Source organism: Niastella sp. OAS944 (assembly GCA_024809215.1).
Lineage (GTDB): Bacteria > Bacteroidota > Bacteroidia > Chitinophagales > Chitinophagaceae > Niastella.
Genome location: JANUBW010000001.1, coordinates 1511247 through 1529424, shown reverse-complemented (window position 1 = coordinate 1529424; position 18178 = coordinate 1511247). Strand labels below are relative to the sequence as shown.

The window sequence follows — 18178 nt, the reverse complement described above, 5'->3', positions numbered from 1 at the left end:
CAGGTTAGCAATGATGTTAATGCAACGGGCAACGGTTCCTTACAAGCATCCCACAGTTTGCTGCAAGTGTATTATGCGTCGTTGCAGTTGTTAATAAATAATTGCAGGTAACTTATGAGCCCGCCGCAACTGCACAACCTTCAATGCAAACAAACAACGATCCCATTTCAACCAGCATTGCTTTTTTTTCACTACTTTCCCTCATGCATCGTTTACAATATGGCATTGACGTTCTGCTGAAGCAGGATCCCGACTGGAAACGCCGAAATATCGGGCTGGTAACCAACCATGCCGCAACAACCGGCAATTTTGTTCCCTCGCGGGTAGCTTTATTACAGCATGCGTTTAATGTAGTGCAATTATTCTCACCCGAACATGGTTTAGATACTACCGGCGCCGATGGTTGTGCCATGGGCAATGTTACTGATGCGCTAACAGGCTTACCTGTTATTAGTTTATACGGCGATAAACTGGCGCCAACAAAAACAGATCTTGCCGGCATCGACATTATGCTTTTTGATATCCCCGATGTGGGCAGCCGGTTCTATACATATTTATGGACGCTCACCCATGTAATGGAAGCCTGCGCCGCCAATAATATTCCGTTGATCATTGCCGATAGACCTAATCCACTTTCCGGTAATTTATCATTGGCAGAAGGCCCGTTGTTAGATGAAGCCAATTGCCACAGTTTTATAGGCCGTTGGTCAATACCTGTAAGGCATAGTTGTACGTTAGGCGAACTGGCAAGGTATTTTAATGCGTTTCGCCGTATTAATTGTTCATTGAACGTAATTGCCTGTCAGCATTGGAACAGAAGCCAGTTCTTCCCCGACTGGTCTTATTCATTTGTTCCACTGTCACCGGCTATTACAAATTTTGAATCGGCGCTTTTATATCCCGGTCTTTGTTTTCTCGAAGCTACCAATATTAGCGAGGGTAGGGGAACGGCCACACCATTTCGTATTGCCGGTGCACCCTGGTTGCAGGCAGCTGAAACGGCGCAATTATTCAATTTGCTGGTGGCATCCATTTCTGCAAACGTATATGCACGGCCCATTGTATTTACACCAACAGAAGGTAAGTATGCAATACAAAAATGTAATGGCGTTATGCTGCATGTAACCGACCCCGCGGCATTTCTTCCCGTATCGGTTGGCTGGTTGCTAATTCGCATAATTAAAGAATTGCATCCGGCTGCCTTTGCCTGGGCTGCCTATCCTACACATGTAAATCCTACAGGTAAAAAACATCTCGATCTGCTTTCGGGTATTCCACAAGCAGAACAGCTTTTCGAACTTCCTTTAACCTCTTTTGTAAATGAACTGAAGATTTACACTACACCGGGCGATTGGGTAGTACAAATGCAGCCTTTTCTGCTATATTAGCGTAGAATAATTTTCTGATTATCTTTAGCCCCATGATGATCAGATTTTTTGCGCTGCTTCTTGTAGCCTCTATATTGGTTAAGCGCTCTTTTGCCCAGGATTCCTGTAACCTTATTATCACTGTATTAGGAGAAGTTATTGTTCCATACCAGGCCGATAAGCTTACGCCTGTAACATTTCAGAATATCAGTTCAAAAGATCTAAAGGCGAAGTCTGTAGGGCAGGAGCCTTCTTTTATCTTCAATCAATTACCGGCCGTTACCAATTATTCCGATGCCGGTAATTCCCAGGGTTATTCTTATTTCAGAATGCGGGGCATTGATCAAACCCGTATAAACATCACCCTCGATGGCGTTCCTATGAACGAACCTGAAGATCAGGGCGGCTATTTCTCCAATTTCCCCGACCTCTTAAATTCTATCAGTAAAATACAGGTGCAACGCGGTGCAGGCACTACTAAAAATGGCGTGGCCAGTTATGGCGGCAGCATTGAGCTTTTCTCCCCTAACCTGTACGATACTGCCAGCACTACATTTGGTGTTGGTTATGGTTCCTTTAATAGCTTACGTGCATTTGGCGAATACAAAAGTGGTGTAAAAAATAGAAAAGCGCTTTACGTAAGAGGCTCTGAGGTCTATTCCGATGGCTATAAATATAATTCTTCTAATCACTCCCAGTCCGTTTTTGTAAGCGGCGCCTGGTTGGGCGATAAAACTTCCTGGAAGTTGAATATACTGGCCGGTCATCAACGCAATCAACTGGCCTGGATAGGTGTGGCCGATTCGCTGATAGCTATCGATCCCAAAACAAACGCCAATAGGAATGAAAAAGATAAGTTCACCCAATGGCAAACTCAATTGCTTAACCGGTGGCAGGTTGGTTATAACGCTTATTTGTATTCGGGCCTGTATTATTCAAACCTGAATGGCAATTATGATTTTAACCTGAACAATTTTTTAGGATTGCCAACCACCGATGAGTTGTACAACTACGCCTTTCAGTCGAACCTCACCGGTTTTTTTAGTAATTATAATGTAACCTGGAACCGGTTAAAATTCACGGCCGGCGTTCATGGCAATGTGTATAACCGTCAGCATACGTTTAGCGAAAAAGCATTGGGCCGGTTGTATAGGAATACCGGTTATAAAAATGAGGCAAGTGTTTTTGCTAAAGCGGTATACACCTTTAGCTGGTTTTCATTTTTTACCGATGTGCAGTATCGCTATACTCAATTTGATTATAAAGGAACTGTTCCTTTAAATAAACTGCATTGGGAATTTATAAATCCAAAGGCAGGGATAAGCGCTGAAATAAAACCCGACCTGGTTGCGTATTATAGCATCGGCCGTACCGGCCGCGAACCAACACGTAATGATATGTTCATGGGTAATGACGATCTGCTGGCCGACAGTGCTGGTAACCCCGTGCTTTCGGCTACAGCGGCTGAATACGTTGTTGAACATGAGCTGGGTATTCGCTTTCAATCAAAAACATGGAATATAAACCTGAATGGCTATTACATGAATTTTGAGAACGAAATTGTGCTGAATGGAAAATTCGGTCCAAATGGATTGGCGCTTACCAATAATGTAGAGAAGAGTTTCAGAACTGGCATAGAGCTAAGTGCTGCCTGGCAGGTAAACAGGTATTTTACGCTGGTCAACAATTCATCGTACAACTACAGCCGTATTAAAGAGCAGAAGGTGTCGTTCCATCCAGTGCTTACACCGCCGGTGATCATTAACCAGGAAGCTATCTATACATGGCGTAATTTTTCTGTAGCAGCCTCTGTACGGTACCAGCACCAATCATATATTGATTTTGCCAACACTGCCATTGTAAAAAGCTATACTTTATTAAATGCAAGAGTGGGCTATAATTTTAACCGGTTTCAGCTAACAGTTTTTGCCGACAATATCACCAACGTGCGTTACTTTAATAATGGTTATGTTGATGTTGATGGCAGCAAAAAATACTTTGTGCAGGCGCCCACTACGGTGTATGCATCTTTAAAATATACCTTATGATGCATTTGTTCGATTTAAAAAGCATAGCCTTTTCTGTGTTAAATTACCCGGTTAGCTATGTTGAGTTGATAGGTACATTGTTTGGACTTATATCAGTATACTATGCCTCAAGGGCCAATATACTTACCTGGCCAACAGGTATCATTAATGAACTTTTCCTTTTCATTCTTTTCTTTCAGGTACAGTTGTATGCAGATATGTTTCTGCAGGTTTACTTTTTTATAGTAACCATTTATGGCTGGTATAACTGGCGGATGAACAAGGTAGAAAAGAAAGTTTCATTCACCTCTTTTCGCGGCAGAATGATGTTGATAGCTGCCATGATAATGGGTACAATAGCTTTTGGTTACCTGTTCCGTAACATTCATACATTACTACCGGCGTATTTTGCAACCGCGGCTTCTTATCCATTCGCCGATTCTTTTATAATGGTGTCGAGTATTTTGGCCACCATATTACTGGCAAGAAAGAAAATTGAGAACTGGGTTTTATGGATAATTGGCGATGTGGTATGCGTAGTATTGTATTTTAAAAAGCAGGTTTATTTTCTTTCACTTGAATACCTGGTATTTTTAGGCCTTGCATCTTACGGACTGTATCACTGGAATCAAAAACTAAAACATGGTTAAGGCCTTTGTATTTGGAAAGTTTATGCCTTTTCATAAAGGGCATGAGGCAATGATCCGTTTTGCACTGAGCAAATGTGATTTTCTTACCGTACTGATTTGCGTGAGTGATAAAGAAACGGTGCCAGGCGAGCTGCGGCAATCATGGATCAGCGAAACATTCGCAGGCCAACAGAATATACAGGTGCAGGTATTCGATTATATTGAATCGGAACTGCCCAATTCTTCCGTTTCTTCCACTGCCATATCCGAAGTATGGGCAAAGGTATTTATGCAATTGTTACCCCATCATTCACTATTGATCACTTCTGAGCCTTATGGCGATTATGTGGCCGGGTTTATGCAAATACAGCACATTCCTTTTGATCTGTCAAAGACCGAAGTACCGGTTTCGGCCACGGCTGTTCGAAATAACCTGGTGGCAAACTGGTCATTTGTACCCAGGGCTGTACGGCGCCACCTGGCATTGAAAGTAGTGATACTGGGAACCGAATCAACCGGTAAAACAACGCTGACCGAAAACCTGGCCGCCTATTTTAATTGCAGTAAGGTGCTGGAAGCGGGCCGCGATCTGATACCCGATTCCAATGTATTCAGCATCGATGATCTGTACCTGGTTGCCCGTGAACACGCAAAACGTATTGATGAAGCGGCTGCTGGTAACAGTGCGCTGGTTATTATTGATACCGATATTCATATAACAAGGTCTTATTGTAAATATGCTTTTGAAAAAGAACTGGAAGTAAGCGAAGATATTTATCGTTCCAATAAAGCACAGCTGTACCTGTATTTGAATAATGATGTGGAGTACTACCAGGATGGAACAAGGTTGAGCCAGGAGGAGCGGGACAAATTAGATGCCTTCCATCGACAGGTAATTAAAGAAGCCAACCTGCCCGTTGTAGAAATAACCGGAAGTTGGAAAGAACGGTTTCAACAGGCTGTAGACCATATCACGCTATTGATTGGCGCAGATTCATAACATTAAGTTCATAGGTAACGGCAGGCTAGTCAACAGGCTTGATGAGTTTAAAAGCCCGGGGCTTCGTAATAATACGATGTTTGAAAGCCGCGTAGAATAAGAAATAGCGTTAGTAAGAAATTACTTTAAAGAAAGAGTAGAAATGCAATACAGTTGGTATGTAATTTGGATTGTAAGGTGCAGGATATTCAAAGGATATTGGATTTAAAACGGGGGTGTTATTTTTATCAGCCCCCTCTTTTAAAATTCATCATCCTTTCAAAATATAATAATGCTTACTTCCTGAATCCGTACCCGCATCATGCATTCACCTTGGTTAAGTTTAATGCATGATGCCTGGTACTTTTTTGTTAATGTAGAATGAAGCTGGCATGCATATGCGATGCAGGGCTTTTTTATATTATACTACAGGGGCTTCTTTCTTTTCTTACAGGTAAATGTTTATTGTTTTTAGAATAAATACAGGCTGAAAGGCCAGCCGCTTACTTATAAATAATTTAGGTAACAAAATCAATACCTGAATTATGGCTTATTTTATTGTTACCGTTAAGGAAAGTAAGGCGGGCGCCAAACGGCGCAGAAAGCTGGTAGTGGCTTCAAAAACCAAACCCGAAGCAATGATATCTATACAGGAAATGTGCCGCGGAACGGGTTTTGCGCCCGATTATAAAACGGTGAATGAAATAAGTAGTAACCGGTATTACAAGGTAGTGGGAACGTTGTTGGGGCGGCCTTGATCTTCGACAACAAATAGTCACAAAAAAAGCGGCGCCATAGTTCATCACTATAACGCCGCTGATAAATATAACAGGTATGCTTATTTCTTTCCCGGATACACCTTCAACGCCTCTTGTAAACAATCCATAGCCTTATTAAGATCATTTACATTCAACACATAGGCCAAACGAACTTCGTTCTTACCCAAACCTGGTGTGCCATAAAAACCTGTTGCAGGTGCAAGCATCACCGTTGCTCCGTTGTAAGAAAAATCTTCCAGCAGCCATTGACAGAACTTATCGCAATCGTCGATGGGTAAACGCGCCATGGCATAAAATGCACCGCCCGGGTTAGGGCAGGTTACACCTTCCATTTCGTTCAACCGTTTTACCAGCACGTCTCGGCGCTTTTTATATTCCGCTTTTGTACCATCGAAATAATTGTCGGGCAGGTCAACAGCAGCTTCACCTAAAATCTGGGCAAATGAGGGCGGACTTAACCTTGCCTGGGCAAATTTCATCACACCATCCAGTACATGCTGGTTCTTTGTTACCAATGCACCTATACGGCCGCCACAGGCGCTGTACCTTTTTGAAATGGTATCCATCAATATTACATTCTCCTCAATACCGGCCAGCTGCATAGCGCTCATAGGCTCACCTACATAGCTGAATTCGCGGTAGGCCTCATCGGAGAACAGATAAAGATTATGTTTTTTAACGATCAGCTTCAGCGTTTCCATTTCCTCACGGCTATATAAATAACCGGTAGGGTTGTTGGGATTGCATATAAGGATCGCTTTGGTTTTGGGTGTTACCAGTTGCTCAAATGCAGCAATAGGCGGTAACGCAAAACCACTTTCAATATGTGAAGTTACCGGCACTACCTTAACACCGGCAGCAACGGCAAAACCATTATAGTTGGCATAAAAAGGCTCAGGGATGATCACTTCATCGCCGGGGTCGAGGCAGGCCATAAAGCCAAATAAAATGGCCTCAGAGCCACCGGTGGTTACTATGATCTGGGTATGATCTACTTCAATACCCGCTTTTTTGTAATACGTTACCAATTTCCGGCGGTAACTTTCATTCCCTGCGCTGTGACTGTATTCAAGCACCTTAAAGTCTGCATGGCGTACTGCATTCAGAATTTGCTCAGGTGTTTCAATATCGGGCTGGCCGATATTCAAATGATACACCTTGAACCCCTTCTTTTTAGCGGCTTCAGCATAAGGCACCAGTTTACGAATAGGTGATGGCGGCATCAATTGGCCGCGACTACTAAGTGTTAGCATTTCGCAAATATAGGGTACTGGTTTTATGTTCAAAATGCTTTGTTTCTGATTGAGAATGTGGTATTTACAAAAAATACTGTTCTGGTAGACTGGTTTATTTCAGCATGGGTGAAATTCAACAGGTTACAACCAGCAAAACAATGCATCAACAACAATGGGTTATAAAAAAAATCCTCACAGCTTTCGCCGTGAGGACCGTATCTTGATTGATTATTACTTTTTGTGTGGAGGACTATCCTTTTTTGTTGCTTTTTGTTTGCTCAAATTTGGCGTATTCCTCTGCATTCAGCACTTCACCAGTAATTTTCAATTCCATAGGTTGATCTACCCCGGCTACTTTTACATATATGGTTTTATTAAAGGGGCCGGCGGCCGCCGCATTGAAACCAGCAGTGATCTTGTCTTCTTTACCTTTTGCAACAGGAGCTTCAGGCTTAACTGGAGTTGTGCAACCGCAAGAAGCAGTAGCTGATTCAATAACTACGGGTTTATCGGTAATGTTGGTGAATACGAAGTTGTATGTAACAGGTGAATTTTGTTTGATCTTTCCAAAATCGTGTGCTACATCTTTAAATTTAACAAAGCTGTCGGCCTTTTTAACGGTTGCAGCTGGAGTTGTTTGAGCTGTTTGGGCGAATATTCCGGTTGTCACGAACAACGCTGCAATGGCTAGTACAAAACTTTTCATGTGTTTATGTTTTTTTAGTTGTTTTTCAATATTGATAAAGACGCATTAGCAGGTGCAGAGGTTGTAGGCGCTTTAAAAACTGAACCCGAAATGTTCATTGTTTTCACTTGTACACTATTATAATGTATAGTAATAGTTTTGTTAAAGTCACCTTCAGCTGCAGCATTGTAACCAACCTTGATGGTTGTAGAAGCGCCAGGTTGAATGGCTTCTTTGCTCCATTCTGGTGTGGTACAACCGCATGATGCCTGAACGTTATCGAGCATCAATGGTTCTTTACCAATATTTACGATCTCAAAATTATGGGTTACAGGCCGTCCCTGTTGAATTTTTCCGAAATTGTAAGAAGTTTCCTTTAGCTGCAATACCTCTGGCGCTTTAGCAGTAGTGGTATTTGCAGTTGTTTGGGCTTGCAACGCGAACCCGAAGGCTCCAAAGCAGGCCAGAAATAATAACTTTTTCATATCGTACAAAATTTTAAGATTTTGGGTTATCTACAGCTAAGCTACATAATATCTCCCGAATTTCTTATCTAAAAACTAGTCACAAAACATATTGATGGGAATAACATATAATAACCTAACTTGTTCAAAATTACATTTTTAACGGCCTAAAAGCCAATTAATTTGGGGGCTAATGACAATTTTTTAACACCCCCGCAAATTGGCGTGAATATTAATATTTTTGTCGCATGGAAAATAGCACTCACAATCAATCGCTTGCCGGCGAGAAGCTGTCTTTCGATAAATTTCGCGAAGAGGTACTAAAAGATTACCGCCTGGCTTGCGAAAGCCGGGAGGCCAGTTTACTGGGGCGTAAAGAAGTCCTCACCGGTAAAGCCAAGTTTGGCATTTTTGGTGATGGCAAAGAGGTGGCGCAAATCGCCCTTGCCAAATTTTTCCAGCCCGGCGATTTTTTGTCGGGTTACTATCGCGATCAAACAATTGCTTTTGCCTCAAACCAGGCTACGGTTGAACAATTCTTTTCACAATTGTATGCCGATTCCGATACTGCAAACGATCCACATAGCGGTGGCCGTAATATGAACTCGCATTTTGCTACTGCTGTTGTAGATGCACAAGGCGAGTGGCTCGATCTGGTGAACCGTAAAACCATTGCTGCAGGGCTGGCGCCTACGGCCGGACAAATGCCTCGTGCTTTAGGTATGGCCCTGGCGTCAAAACTGTTTCGCCATTCCGATGCGTTAAAGCATTTAGATCACCTGAGCAACAACGGTAACGAAGTTTGTTTTTGTACTATCGGCGACGCTTCTACCTCTGAAGGGCACTTTTGGGAAGCGCTCAATGCTGCCGGTGTGTTGCAAATACCCCTAGCTGTTTTTGTATGGGACGATGGGTATGGTATTTCGGTTCCCCGCCGTGTACAAACCATTAAAGGTTCTATTTCTGAGGCCATGCGCGGCATGCAGAAGAAAGAAAATACCAACGGTTTTGATATATATAAAGTTAAGGCCTGGGATTATGCCGGCATGTGTGAAGTGTTTGAGTCTGCTATTAAACGCATGCGCGAAACACATATACCTGCTTTATTCCATGTAGAAGAAGTAACGCAACCGCAGGGTCATTCCACTTCGGGCAGTCACGAGCGGTATAAATCGCCCGAGCGCCTTGCATGGGAGCGCGAATGGGATGGTAATAAAAAAATGCGTGAATGGATACTCGAAAATACCCTGGCCAGTGAAGAAGAGCTGGAAGATATTGAAGTAAGGGCCAAGGAAATGGTGCGTGAAAGCAAACAAAGAGCCTGGGATAAATTCGTTTTACCCATTAAGCAACAGGTACGTAAATGTGTAGAAGTGCTCGACGCTCTCATTGCCCACGGCGCCGATACTACCGGCGAAATTACTGCTGCCAAAAATGTACTGACCAGCAATCGTGAGCCTTTATACAAAGATGTGATCGTTGCTTTACACAAAGCTATTCAGGCTGCAGGAAACTCGCACCTGATTGGCGACGCAAAAGAAATGATAAAACAACTGCGTAAGGAAGGGTATAAAAATTACGGCAGCTATCTCTACGATGAAAGTCCGAAAAGCCCCATGCATGTACGCACCACGCCATTGCAATTTGCAAGTGATGCGCCCATGATGAACGGCTACGAAATACTGAACCACTATTTTGATGATCTGTTTGCCAGCAATCCGAAGGTACTGGCCTTTGGTGAAGATGTAGGCAAGATCGGTGATGTGAACCAGGGCTTTGCCGGTTTGCAAAACAAATATGGCGAGAACCGCATTTTCGATACATCTATTCGTGAGCTCACCATAATTGGACAGGCTATAGGTATGTCATACCGCGGCTTACGCCCCATTGCCGAAATTCAGTACATCGATTATATGTTATACGGTCTGCAACAGTTGAGCGACAATGCCTCAACGTTGTACTGGCGTACCAAGGGACGGCAGGCATGCCCCATTATTGTACGTACACGCGGTCACCGCCTCGAAGGCATTTGGCACAGCGGTTCACCCATGGGTATGATGTTGCATTCATTGCGGGGTATGCATATTTGTGTGCCGCGTAACATGGTGCAGGCAGCTGGTATGTATAATACTTTGTTACATGGTAACGACCCTGGTGTGGTGGTAGAATGTTTGAATGGTTACCGGTTAAAAGAGAAATTGCCAAGCAACCTGGTTGATTATAAAGTGGCATTGGGTGTACCTGAAGTAATACGCGAAGGCACCGATATTACCATTGTTTCTTATGGCAGCGTGTTGCGCATTATTAGTGAAGCGGCAGCTATTTTGGAAAAAGCTGATATCAGCTGTGAGATCGTTGACGTACAAACGCTGTTGCCTTTCGATGTCAATCATCTTATACTCGATTCATTAAAAAAGACCAACCGAATAATTTTTGTTGATGAAGATGTGCCTGGTGGCGCGGCTGGTTATATGTATAATAAGGTGTTGGAAGAGCAGGGCGGTTACCGCTGGCTCGATGTTTCACCCCGCACCATTACCGGCCAGGCCCACAGGCCCAGCTACGGCAGCGATGGCGATTACTTTAGCAAACCGAATGTAGAGCAGATCGTTGATGTGATACAAGAGATGATGAATGAGTAATTCAGCAATCATTGCTGAAAACAAAATCTTAACAAACGAACGTAAAACTTAATAATAAGAACTTATAACTTAGATCGTAGAACGATAACTATGAGCTAAGCGCCCATTTGGAACTATAAAACCCCAAAACAATACCTGTGAAGCTACATTTGTATCAGGTTGATGCATTTACCAACCATCTGTTCGGAGGTAATCCCGCGGCCGTTATTCCACTCGATCAATGGATCAGTGAAAGCCTTATGCAGCGGCTGGCTATGGAAAATAACCTTAGTGAAACTGTTTTCTTTGTACCCTCAACAAAACCTGATGCCGATTACGAGATCCGTTGGTTTACACCGGAATCGGAGATCAATTTGTGCGGACATGCTACCCTGGCTTCGGCCTTTGTACTGTTCCATGTAATGGGGTATGGTTACCCGGCCATTCGTTTTCAATCGAAAAGCGGCATACTGGTAGTAACCAAAAGCTTTGATAAGATCAGCATGGATTTTCCTGCCTGGAAACCAGAACCATTAACTTCATACCCTGCTGAGTTAGCTACTGCATTGGGAAATATTGCCATTACCAGTGTTTCTAAATATCGCGATTACCTGGTTGAAGTGGCCGATGAAAGCATTGTACAACATTGCCAACCCGATTTTACCTTGCTGAAAGCGCTGGGGCATAAAGTGATCCTTACCGCAAAAGGAAGTAAGGCCGATTTTGTATCACGGTTCTTTGCTCCAACGGTAGGCGTGAATGAGGACCCGGTAACCGGTTCTGCACACTCGCAATTAATACCATATTGGGCCGAAAAGCTGGGCAAGAAAACCTTATTTGCCCGCCAGCTTTCGAAACGCGAAGGTGAACTGTGGTGCGAATACCTGGGCGACCGCGTAACAATGGCCGGCCAGTGTGTGTTCTTTATGAAAGGTGAAATTGACTTATAAAAATATTAATAGTGCTCACAGCTTCTGAAAAACGATTTGTGAAAAGTTGGGAAGAACAGCGCCAGGGCGGCAAGGTAAAATATTACCTGCTGTATATTATCATTGGAAGTTTCCCTGCGGTTCTGGTGCTTTCTTTTCTGACCTCTTTATTCGGCGCTTTTAGCAAGCTCATTTGGATAACCATTCCGGTAAGCTTTCTTGTTTCAATAATATACACCGTACTTACCTGGTCGGGCAATGAAAAAAAGTTCAAGGGTATTATTCAAAGAGAGATAGAGGAGGGGATACGGAAGGATGAGTTGACGAGTTAACTGGGGAGTTGAAAAGGTGATGGAGGTGATAAAGTTGATAAAGGGAATACAGTTCTTAGTTTTCAGTTCTTAGTTCTTAGGTGTGGGGGCGCGTAGCTGTATTCTGTATTTGCTTTAGGCTTTTAGCTTTGGGCTTTCAACTGTATTCTGTATTCGCTTATAGCTTAAAGCTTAAAGCTGTATTTTATTTCATGTTTGCCGTTTCACGATAGCGAGGCCGCACATTCGCGAGCCATTGCCGATTGCCGATTCACGATTGCCGCCGCCACTTAGAACCAAAAAGCAACCACCAGTCAAGATCATTCTAAAAACCTTTCCCTTTCCTCAACGGTTGGTACTCTGCAAACATCTTTCTTCCCGAACAACCTGTACCGGTTACTGGCAATTAATTTATACAACCCGTCGCGTAAAACCTGAGGCAGGTAAATAAGCACATACAGGAACTGCCAGCCACGGCCAAGGTGTTTCAGCACCCGCAATACTGCGGTTGACCGCGTATACAACACATTTGCTTCAATTAGCATAAAAGAATGGAACTGGTCGGTTGGCAGGTGATACTTACGCAGGTATTCCTGACCGGTTTTTCCCTGCAGCGATCCAAAAAGGAATTTCTTGTTTCGGTCTCTTTTCAAAATGAATTGAACCGAACCATTGCACAGGTTACACACCCCATCAAAAAGAACAATATACTTTGAACCCATACTGCTCATAGAGGACAAAATTACGTGCCAGTTTAAAATAAAAGATCCCGCTTATGGCGGGATCTTTTAAATGTATTTTTGCCAATTGCTTATTGAAGATTGTGAAACACCTTTTGCACATCATCGTCCTGCTCCAGTTTATCAACCAGTTTCAGTACTTCCTGTGCGGCTTCTTCGCCTAATTGTACAGTGGTGCCGGGGATCCATTCAACCTCAGCGCTGATAGGTGTAATATTCCTTTCTTCCAGTGCTTTCTGCATACTGCCGAAATCATTGAAAGCCACCCGTAATACCAGTACGTTCTCGCCATTTTCACCGGTTCCTTCACCCATTTCCTCCAAACCGGCGTCAATGAGTTCCAGTTCCAGGTCATCCTGGTTCAATCCTTCGGGTTTTAATTTGAACACACCCATTTTTTTGAACTGAAAGCTTACGCTGCCGCTGTTACCCAGCGAGCCATTGCCTTTATTGAAAATAGCTTTTACGTTAGCTACGGTACGTACGTGGTTATCGGTAGCGGTTTCAACCAAAATGGCAACGCCATTGGGGCCGTAACCTTCATACAGGATCTCCTCATAGTTCTCCATTTCCTTACCCTGTGCACGTTTGATGGCCGCTTCTACACGGTCCTTGGGCATGTTTACGCTTTTGGCGTTTTGCATACAACGCCGCAGGGCCGGGTTGGTGTTGGGGTCGGGGCCACCGGCTTTTACAGCAATGGCAATTTCTTTTCCAATCCGGCTAAACTGTTTCGCCATCCGGTCCCACCGGGCAAACATGGTTGATTTACGTACTTCAAATATTCGACCCATATAATAGTCTTATGGTTTGTTAGTTAGTTATTCGGGCTGCAAAAATAAAACAAAACCCCGACGGTACCGTCGGGGTTGTTATATGAAGTTATTTATTTTACTTCTTTTTGGCCATTTTAGCCCCGAATAAGATAATATGGAGCACTGCAAACGCCAATGAAAAATAGAAGATGCCATTGTCATTTGGCAGATCTTCAGTTTTAACACCCTCTGCCAGTTTCTTTGCAGCGTCACTTAATGTGAATGAGTGATGCAAATAGGCAATGATTGCCAATGCAATTGATAGTACTAATCCTGAAATACCACCCACTTTATTACCCTGGGGTATGGTTTCGGGGCTATTTGAAGATAATATGCTATGGCGTACACCATAAGCCAGGTATATATCAAGGCCCAGTATCATCCATACGATCAACCTTATCCAGGTATCGAGCGGTAAGAACACCATCATGAATAAACAGGTGAAAACGCCAAGGTATGGTACTAATGGCACCAATGGCGTTTTGAATGCGCGGGGTGCATTCGGCATTGTTTTACGCATGATAACTACCCCAATACATACAAGTATGAAGGCAAACAGGGTTCCGATACTTGTCATTTCACCTACCACGCGGGCTGGTACAAAGGCGGCAAACAGGCTTACAAAGATCAGGAACAGCAAATTGTTTTTAGCCGGAGTGCGGAATTTGGGGTGTACTTCTGAGAATACTTTAGGCATCAAACCATCTTTACTCATACTGAAGAAAACGCGGCTTTGTCCCATTAACATCACCAGTATCACCGACATATAACCAGCAAGGATCGCTAATACGATGGCCTTATTCAGCCAGGGATAAGCGGCATGTACAACACCATTGGCGTCGGCGGTACCCATATGGTCAATGGCTACTTTTACCGGGGCAATACCATCCTGACCTTTAAACGTGGTGTAGTTGGTTACACCGGTCATTACGTGTGCAAACAGGATGTATAAAATAGTACAAATGGCCAGTGAACCTAAAATACCCCAGGGCATATCTTTCTTTGGGTTCTTTGCTTCCTGGGCGGCGGTACTTACCGCATCGAACCCAATGTAGGCAAAGAACACAATGGCGGCAGCCCGAATGATACCACTAAAACCAAACTCGCCAAAATTGCCGGTGTTTTCAGGAATATATGGAGTGTAGTTGGCGTTGTTGATATACTTCCAACCCATGAAAATAAAGATCAGTACAACGGTTACTTTTAAGCCTACAATGATAGCATTGATGGTAGCGCTTTCTTTGGTTCCTTTTACCAGCAGCAGGCTCATTAAGATTACGACAAATACGGCAGGAACGTTAATTACGCCGCCATCCCAGGGGCCAGCTGTTATGGCCACAGGCAAATGAATATCAAAGTCTGCAAGGAATTTTACCAGGTAGCGGCTCCAGCTGATACTTACAGTGGCGGCACCTACGGCGTATTCCAGCACCAGGTCCCAGCCAATGATCCATGCTACAAATTCACCCATGGTAGCATATGAATATGTATAAGCGCTTCCCGCAACGGGGATCATAGATGAGAATTCTGCATAACATAAACCGGCAAAGGCACAACCCAGCGCAGCAACAATGAAGGAGATTGTAATGGCGGGACCGGCCTGATTGGCGGCAGCGCCACCAGTGATAGAGAAAAGACCGGCGCCAATGATGGCTCCAATACCCAGGGCTATCAGCGACCAGGCGCCCAGGGTTTTCTTAAGAGAGTGTCCACTGCTATCCTTTGCTTCATTTAATAATGAATCCAGCGGTTTTTTAACAAATAAACTCATAAGAGCTAGTTAGAAGTTTTTTTGAATGAATAGTTTTTCTTTAATCATGTATAGGTTGGAAAGATAAGGATTTATTAAAATTACCAACTAAAACTTATTATAAATGGTGGGCGGAAAGCGGGGCAAAAGATAAAATGATCTAACAAATTGATTTATACATTTAATATTATATTGCACCCTATTACTTTTTAACCGAACTACATGAAGAAAAACAGGCTCACCCTCTATATTTTGATCGCTATGGCAGCGGGTATTATTGTGGGTTACCTGATGCATACGGTAGGAAAAGGGAACGGAATAACCTATTCGCCTGCCAAAGATTTCACAGGGAAAGACGAGATCACCCTGGTTTTGTCAGGGAAAAAGGTCATTCAGCCAATAGAAGTCGTGAAAGATTCTGCGGCCTTTCGTCAAACAACCGTAGCTGCCAATACCTGGATCGTAGTGGCCAATGCTGTTTCGAAGTTTAAAGTGGCGGATGAATATTCGCTCGATAAAGTGGAGGTAGGTCCAAAACATGGTTCACTCACCTTCACCACCATACAGTCGTTCAGCGATAATATTAAGTTATTGACTACTATTTTCCTGCGACTGGTTCAAATGATTATAGCGCCGCTTGTGTTTTGTACACTGGTGGTAGGTATTGCCAAACTGGGCGACCTGAAAACAGTAGGCCGGGTAGGCGGTAAAGCATTACTATGGTTTATTTCTGCCTCATTGGTAAGTTTGCTTATTGGTATGCTCATAGTTAACCTGGCAAAGCCGGGCCATGCGGTTGATTTGGGAAATGCCGATGCGGCAGGGGCCAAAGACCTCATTGGTAAAACACAGGAGTTTTCGCTGGCTAAATTCGTGGAGCACGTATTCCCGAAAAGCGTAATTGAAGCCATGGCTACCAATGAAATACTGCAGATCGTTATCTTCAGTATTTTTTTTGGAGTGGCTATGTCGGCCCTGGGCGATTACGCCAAAACATTGGTAAAGGCATTGGATGCCGTAGCTCATGTGATCCTGAAAATGGTGGGCTATGTAATGAACTTTGCGCCTTTAGGCGTTTTTGGCGCAATTGCAGCGGTGATCGCTACCAAGGGGTTGGAAGTATTTATTTTTTACGGTAAATATTTATTGTTCTTTTTATTAGGCATAGCGTTGTTGTGGGTAGTGTTGTTAACGGTGGGCTATTTGATCTTGGGAAAACGGGTAGGAGATTTAATAAAGCGAATAGCTTCACCCATGCTGGTTGCTTTTAGCACAACCAGTAGTGAAGCGGTTTTTCCAAAACTTACCGAAGAACTGGAACGTTTTGGATGTAAAGACAAAATTGTTTCATTCATTTTACCGTTGGGGTACAGTTTCAATCTCGATGGTAGTATGATGTACATGACCTTTGCCAGTTTGGCCATTGCGCAGGCATACAACGTGCCGCTCGATTTGGGTACGCAGTTAATGATGTTGCTGGTGTTGATGTTGACCAGTAAGGGAATTGCAGGTGTACCGCGTGCTTCACTGGTGGTTGTTACAGCAACTTGCGCCATGTTTAAAATACCACCAGAGGGAATTGCGTTAATACTGCCGATCGATCATTTTTGCGATATGTTCCGTACAATGACCAATGTAGTAGGAAACGCATTGGCAACAAGTGTGGTGAGTAAATGGGAAGGCGAGTTGAAACCCGAAACTGTAAATGAGCCGGCTTTGGCTGAAAGTTAGTTACCGGTTACCTGTTACCAGGCGCCGGTATACCATTAACGAGACTAGCTATTAATTGCGAACCAACGAAATTGAAGGAAACCCGGGAACCGGAAACTGGTAACCGGCAACCAAAGAATAACCTTTTCATTAAAATCTTTATGTTAAAACGACTGATATTTTTATTGTTGAATGTGTTGATAGTATCCGTAGCGGTAGCACAACAGCAAATAAGAATTCAATGTACCAATCAGTACGAAACAACGCTTTCATTAGTAAGCGTAACGGTTGCAGGCCAAACCACCAATTATACTACCGATAAAGCAGGCTTTACTACTATTACCGTTCCGGCAGGTGATTCGGTGACCATCTCCGCTGCACACCATAAGCCACATACACTGGCTATTGCTTCGCTGCGTGAGACCGAGATCATTGTTCTTGAAAAACAATTTACCTGGAGTGACCTGGTTAACCCCATGTTCTATATTGTATATGGTGGGTTATTCCTGTTGCTGTTTATTGTATTTGCCGAAACCGGTTTGTTCGTTGGTTTCTTTTTACCGGGCGACAGCCTGTTGTTTGTAGCTGGTATTTACAGTACCAACCTGGCCGATGACCTGTTTAGAAAATTCGGTATGGTGGGGCACCGCCCCGAATGGCTCGATCTGTTAATACTAATTGCACTTATTTCTCTTGCCGGTATCTTGGGTAATACCATTGGTTACTGGACGGGTAGAAAAATTGGGCCCACCATGTTCCACTGGCGCGACAGATTCCTTTTCAAAAAGAAGTATTTGCACGATGCCCATGAGTTTTATGAGAAGCATGGCGGCGGCGCTATCATCTTTGCCCGCTTTCTGCCTATTGTAAGAACCTTTGCACCTATTGTTGCCGGAATAGTGGAAATGGATAAAAAGAAGTTCTCGTTCTTTAATATGATAGGTAGCGTTGCCTGGGTACTCAGTATGATCCTTGCCGGCCACTTTCTGCAAAAATGGATCTATTCCCAATTCGATTTTGACCTGAAGAAACACCTCGAAATAATTGTAATAGGCATTGTTGTAGTAACTACTGCACCGGTGATTGCTAAATTATTTTTCGGAAAAAAGAAAGTGTCTCAAACCCCAACTAATTAAC

Annotated in this window: 16 protein-coding genes; 10 read left to right on the top strand and 6 right to left on the bottom strand. The window is 43.5% G+C overall.

Annotated features, from left to right (window positions below; translation table 11 throughout):
• Positions 1–143 precede the first annotated feature (143 nt).
• The 5 genes from GGD38_RS05975 to GGD38_RS05955 all read left to right on the top strand — a co-directional run bounded on the left by GGD38_RS05975 (position 144) and on the right by GGD38_RS05955 (position 5760).
• Positions 144–1388 carry an exo-beta-N-acetylmuramidase NamZ domain-containing protein gene (locus GGD38_RS05975; protein ID WP_375298928.1) on the top strand — a complete coding sequence of 415 codons (1245 nt, stop codon included), beginning with the start codon at positions 144–146 and terminating at the stop codon, positions 1386–1388.
• 32 nt (positions 1389–1420) lie between these two features.
• A complete protein-coding gene (locus GGD38_RS05970; RefSeq protein ID WP_375298929.1) occupies positions 1421–3415 on the top strand; it encodes a TonB-dependent receptor in 1995 nt (664 codons plus the stop codon).
• On the top strand, positions 3412–4044 hold the full coding sequence (gene pnuC, locus GGD38_RS05965; RefSeq protein WP_375298930.1) for a nicotinamide riboside transporter PnuC: 633 nt from the start codon (positions 3412–3414) through the stop codon (positions 4042–4044). Before GGD38_RS05970 ends, pnuC begins: the two co-directional genes overlap by 4 nt.
• On the top strand, positions 4037–5023 hold the full coding sequence (locus tag GGD38_RS05960) for an AAA family ATPase (protein ID WP_375298931.1): 987 nt from the start codon (positions 4037–4039) through the stop codon (positions 5021–5023). Before pnuC ends, GGD38_RS05960 begins: the two co-directional genes overlap by 8 nt.
• A gap of 524 nt (positions 5024–5547) precedes the next feature.
• The gene (locus GGD38_RS05955) at positions 5548–5760 is read left to right on the top strand and encodes a hypothetical protein (RefSeq protein WP_375298932.1); all 213 of its coding nucleotides are present in this window, start codon (positions 5548–5550) and stop codon (positions 5758–5760) included.
• Between the two features lie 80 nt (positions 5761–5840).
• On the opposite strand, the gene GGD38_RS05950 is transcribed toward GGD38_RS05955, so the two are convergent.
• The 3 genes from GGD38_RS05950 to GGD38_RS05940 all read right to left on the bottom strand — a co-directional run bounded on the left by GGD38_RS05950 (position 5841) and on the right by GGD38_RS05940 (position 8186).
• Complete coding sequence (locus tag GGD38_RS05950; protein ID WP_375298933.1) at positions 5841–7034, bottom strand: pyridoxal phosphate-dependent aminotransferase; 1194 nt, start codon at positions 7032–7034, stop codon at positions 5841–5843.
• A 232-nt stretch (positions 7035–7266) separates the two neighbouring features.
• Positions 7267–7722 (bottom strand): DUF1573 domain-containing protein, encoded by a 456-nt coding sequence (locus GGD38_RS05945; protein WP_375298934.1) that lies wholly within the window; start codon positions 7720–7722, stop codon positions 7267–7269.
• 14 nt (positions 7723–7736) lie between these two features.
• Complete coding sequence (locus GGD38_RS05940) at positions 7737–8186, bottom strand: DUF1573 domain-containing protein (RefSeq protein ID WP_375298935.1); 450 nt, start codon at positions 8184–8186, stop codon at positions 7737–7739.
• A 227-nt stretch (positions 8187–8413) separates the two neighbouring features.
• On the opposite strand from GGD38_RS05940, the gene GGD38_RS05935 reads away from it, so the two are divergent.
• The 3 genes from GGD38_RS05935 to GGD38_RS05925 all read left to right on the top strand — a co-directional run bounded on the left by GGD38_RS05935 (position 8414) and on the right by GGD38_RS05925 (position 12047).
• Entirely contained in the window at positions 8414–10807 is a 2394-nt protein-coding gene (locus GGD38_RS05935; RefSeq protein WP_375298936.1) for a thiamine pyrophosphate-dependent enzyme, read from the top strand.
• A 137-nt stretch (positions 10808–10944) separates the two neighbouring features.
• Positions 10945–11736 (top strand): PhzF family phenazine biosynthesis protein, encoded by a 792-nt coding sequence (locus GGD38_RS05930; protein WP_375298937.1) that lies wholly within the window; start codon positions 10945–10947, stop codon positions 11734–11736.
• 11 nt (positions 11737–11747) lie between these two features.
• On the top strand, positions 11748–12047 hold the full coding sequence (locus GGD38_RS05925; RefSeq protein ID WP_375298938.1) for a hypothetical protein: 300 nt from the start codon (positions 11748–11750) through the stop codon (positions 12045–12047).
• A 299-nt stretch (positions 12048–12346) separates the two neighbouring features.
• Here GGD38_RS05925 and GGD38_RS05920 read toward each other — a convergent pair whose 3' ends face one another.
• The 3 genes from GGD38_RS05920 to GGD38_RS05910 all read right to left on the bottom strand — a co-directional run bounded on the left by GGD38_RS05920 (position 12347) and on the right by GGD38_RS05910 (position 15352).
• Positions 12347–12757 carry a thiol-disulfide oxidoreductase DCC family protein gene (locus tag GGD38_RS05920; protein WP_375298939.1) on the bottom strand — a complete coding sequence of 137 codons (411 nt, stop codon included), beginning with the start codon at positions 12755–12757 and terminating at the stop codon, positions 12347–12349.
• Between the two features lie 80 nt (positions 12758–12837).
• The gene (locus tag GGD38_RS05915; RefSeq protein WP_375298940.1) at positions 12838–13560 is read right to left on the bottom strand and encodes a YebC/PmpR family DNA-binding transcriptional regulator; all 723 of its coding nucleotides are present in this window, start codon (positions 13558–13560) and stop codon (positions 12838–12840) included.
• A gap of 97 nt (positions 13561–13657) precedes the next feature.
• Positions 13658–15352: an amino acid permease gene (locus tag GGD38_RS05910; protein WP_375298941.1), complete on the bottom strand. Its 1695-nt coding sequence runs from the start codon at positions 15350–15352 to the stop codon at positions 13658–13660.
• A 201-nt stretch (positions 15353–15553) separates the two neighbouring features.
• On the opposite strand from GGD38_RS05910, the gene GGD38_RS05905 reads away from it, so the two are divergent.
• Both GGD38_RS05905 and GGD38_RS05900 read left to right on the top strand, forming a co-directional pair.
• Positions 15554–17062 (top strand): dicarboxylate/amino acid:cation symporter, encoded by a 1509-nt coding sequence (locus GGD38_RS05905; protein ID WP_375298942.1) that lies wholly within the window; start codon positions 15554–15556, stop codon positions 17060–17062.
• A gap of 140 nt (positions 17063–17202) precedes the next feature.
• Complete coding sequence (locus GGD38_RS05900; RefSeq protein WP_375298943.1) at positions 17203–18177, top strand: DedA family protein; 975 nt, start codon at positions 17203–17205, stop codon at positions 18175–18177.
• The last annotated feature ends 1 nt before the right edge of the window (position 18178 follow it).

What these genes read in the sequence shown, in the direction of transcription:
- pnuC (WP_375298930.1), top strand. Translation starts at nt 3,412, where the DNA reads ATGATGCATTTGTTCGATTTAAAAAGCATAGCCTTTTCTGTGTTAAAT.
- GGD38_RS05945 (WP_375298934.1), bottom strand. Translation starts at nt 7,722, where the DNA reads ATGAAAAGTTTTGTACTAGCCATTGCAGCGTTGTTCGTGACAACCGGA.
- GGD38_RS05920 (WP_375298939.1), bottom strand. Translation starts at nt 12,757, where the DNA reads ATGAGCAGTATGGGTTCAAAGTATATTGTTCTTTTTGATGGGGTGTGT.
- GGD38_RS05960 (WP_375298931.1), top strand. Translation starts at nt 4,037, where the DNA reads ATGGTTAAGGCCTTTGTATTTGGAAAGTTTATGCCTTTTCATAAAGGG.
- GGD38_RS05970 (WP_375298929.1), top strand. Translation starts at nt 1,421, where the DNA reads ATGATGATCAGATTTTTTGCGCTGCTTCTTGTAGCCTCTATATTGGTT.
- GGD38_RS05940 (WP_375298935.1), bottom strand. Translation starts at nt 8,186, where the DNA reads ATGAAAAAGTTATTATTTCTGGCCTGCTTTGGAGCCTTCGGGTTCGCG.
- GGD38_RS05905 (WP_375298942.1), top strand. Translation starts at nt 15,554, where the DNA reads ATGAAGAAAAACAGGCTCACCCTCTATATTTTGATCGCTATGGCAGCG.
- GGD38_RS05975 (WP_375298928.1), top strand. Translation starts at nt 144, where the DNA reads ATGCAAACAAACAACGATCCCATTTCAACCAGCATTGCTTTTTTTTCA.
- GGD38_RS05900 (WP_375298943.1), top strand. Translation starts at nt 17,203, where the DNA reads ATGTTAAAACGACTGATATTTTTATTGTTGAATGTGTTGATAGTATCC.
- GGD38_RS05915 (WP_375298940.1), bottom strand. Translation starts at nt 13,560, where the DNA reads ATGGGTCGAATATTTGAAGTACGTAAATCAACCATGTTTGCCCGGTGG.
- GGD38_RS05955 (WP_375298932.1), top strand. Translation starts at nt 5,548, where the DNA reads ATGGCTTATTTTATTGTTACCGTTAAGGAAAGTAAGGCGGGCGCCAAA.
- GGD38_RS05935 (WP_375298936.1), top strand. Translation starts at nt 8,414, where the DNA reads ATGGAAAATAGCACTCACAATCAATCGCTTGCCGGCGAGAAGCTGTCT.
- GGD38_RS05910 (WP_375298941.1), bottom strand. Translation starts at nt 15,352, where the DNA reads ATGAGTTTATTTGTTAAAAAACCGCTGGATTCATTATTAAATGAAGCA.
- GGD38_RS05950 (WP_375298933.1), bottom strand. Translation starts at nt 7,034, where the DNA reads ATGCTAACACTTAGTAGTCGCGGCCAATTGATGCCGCCATCACCTATT.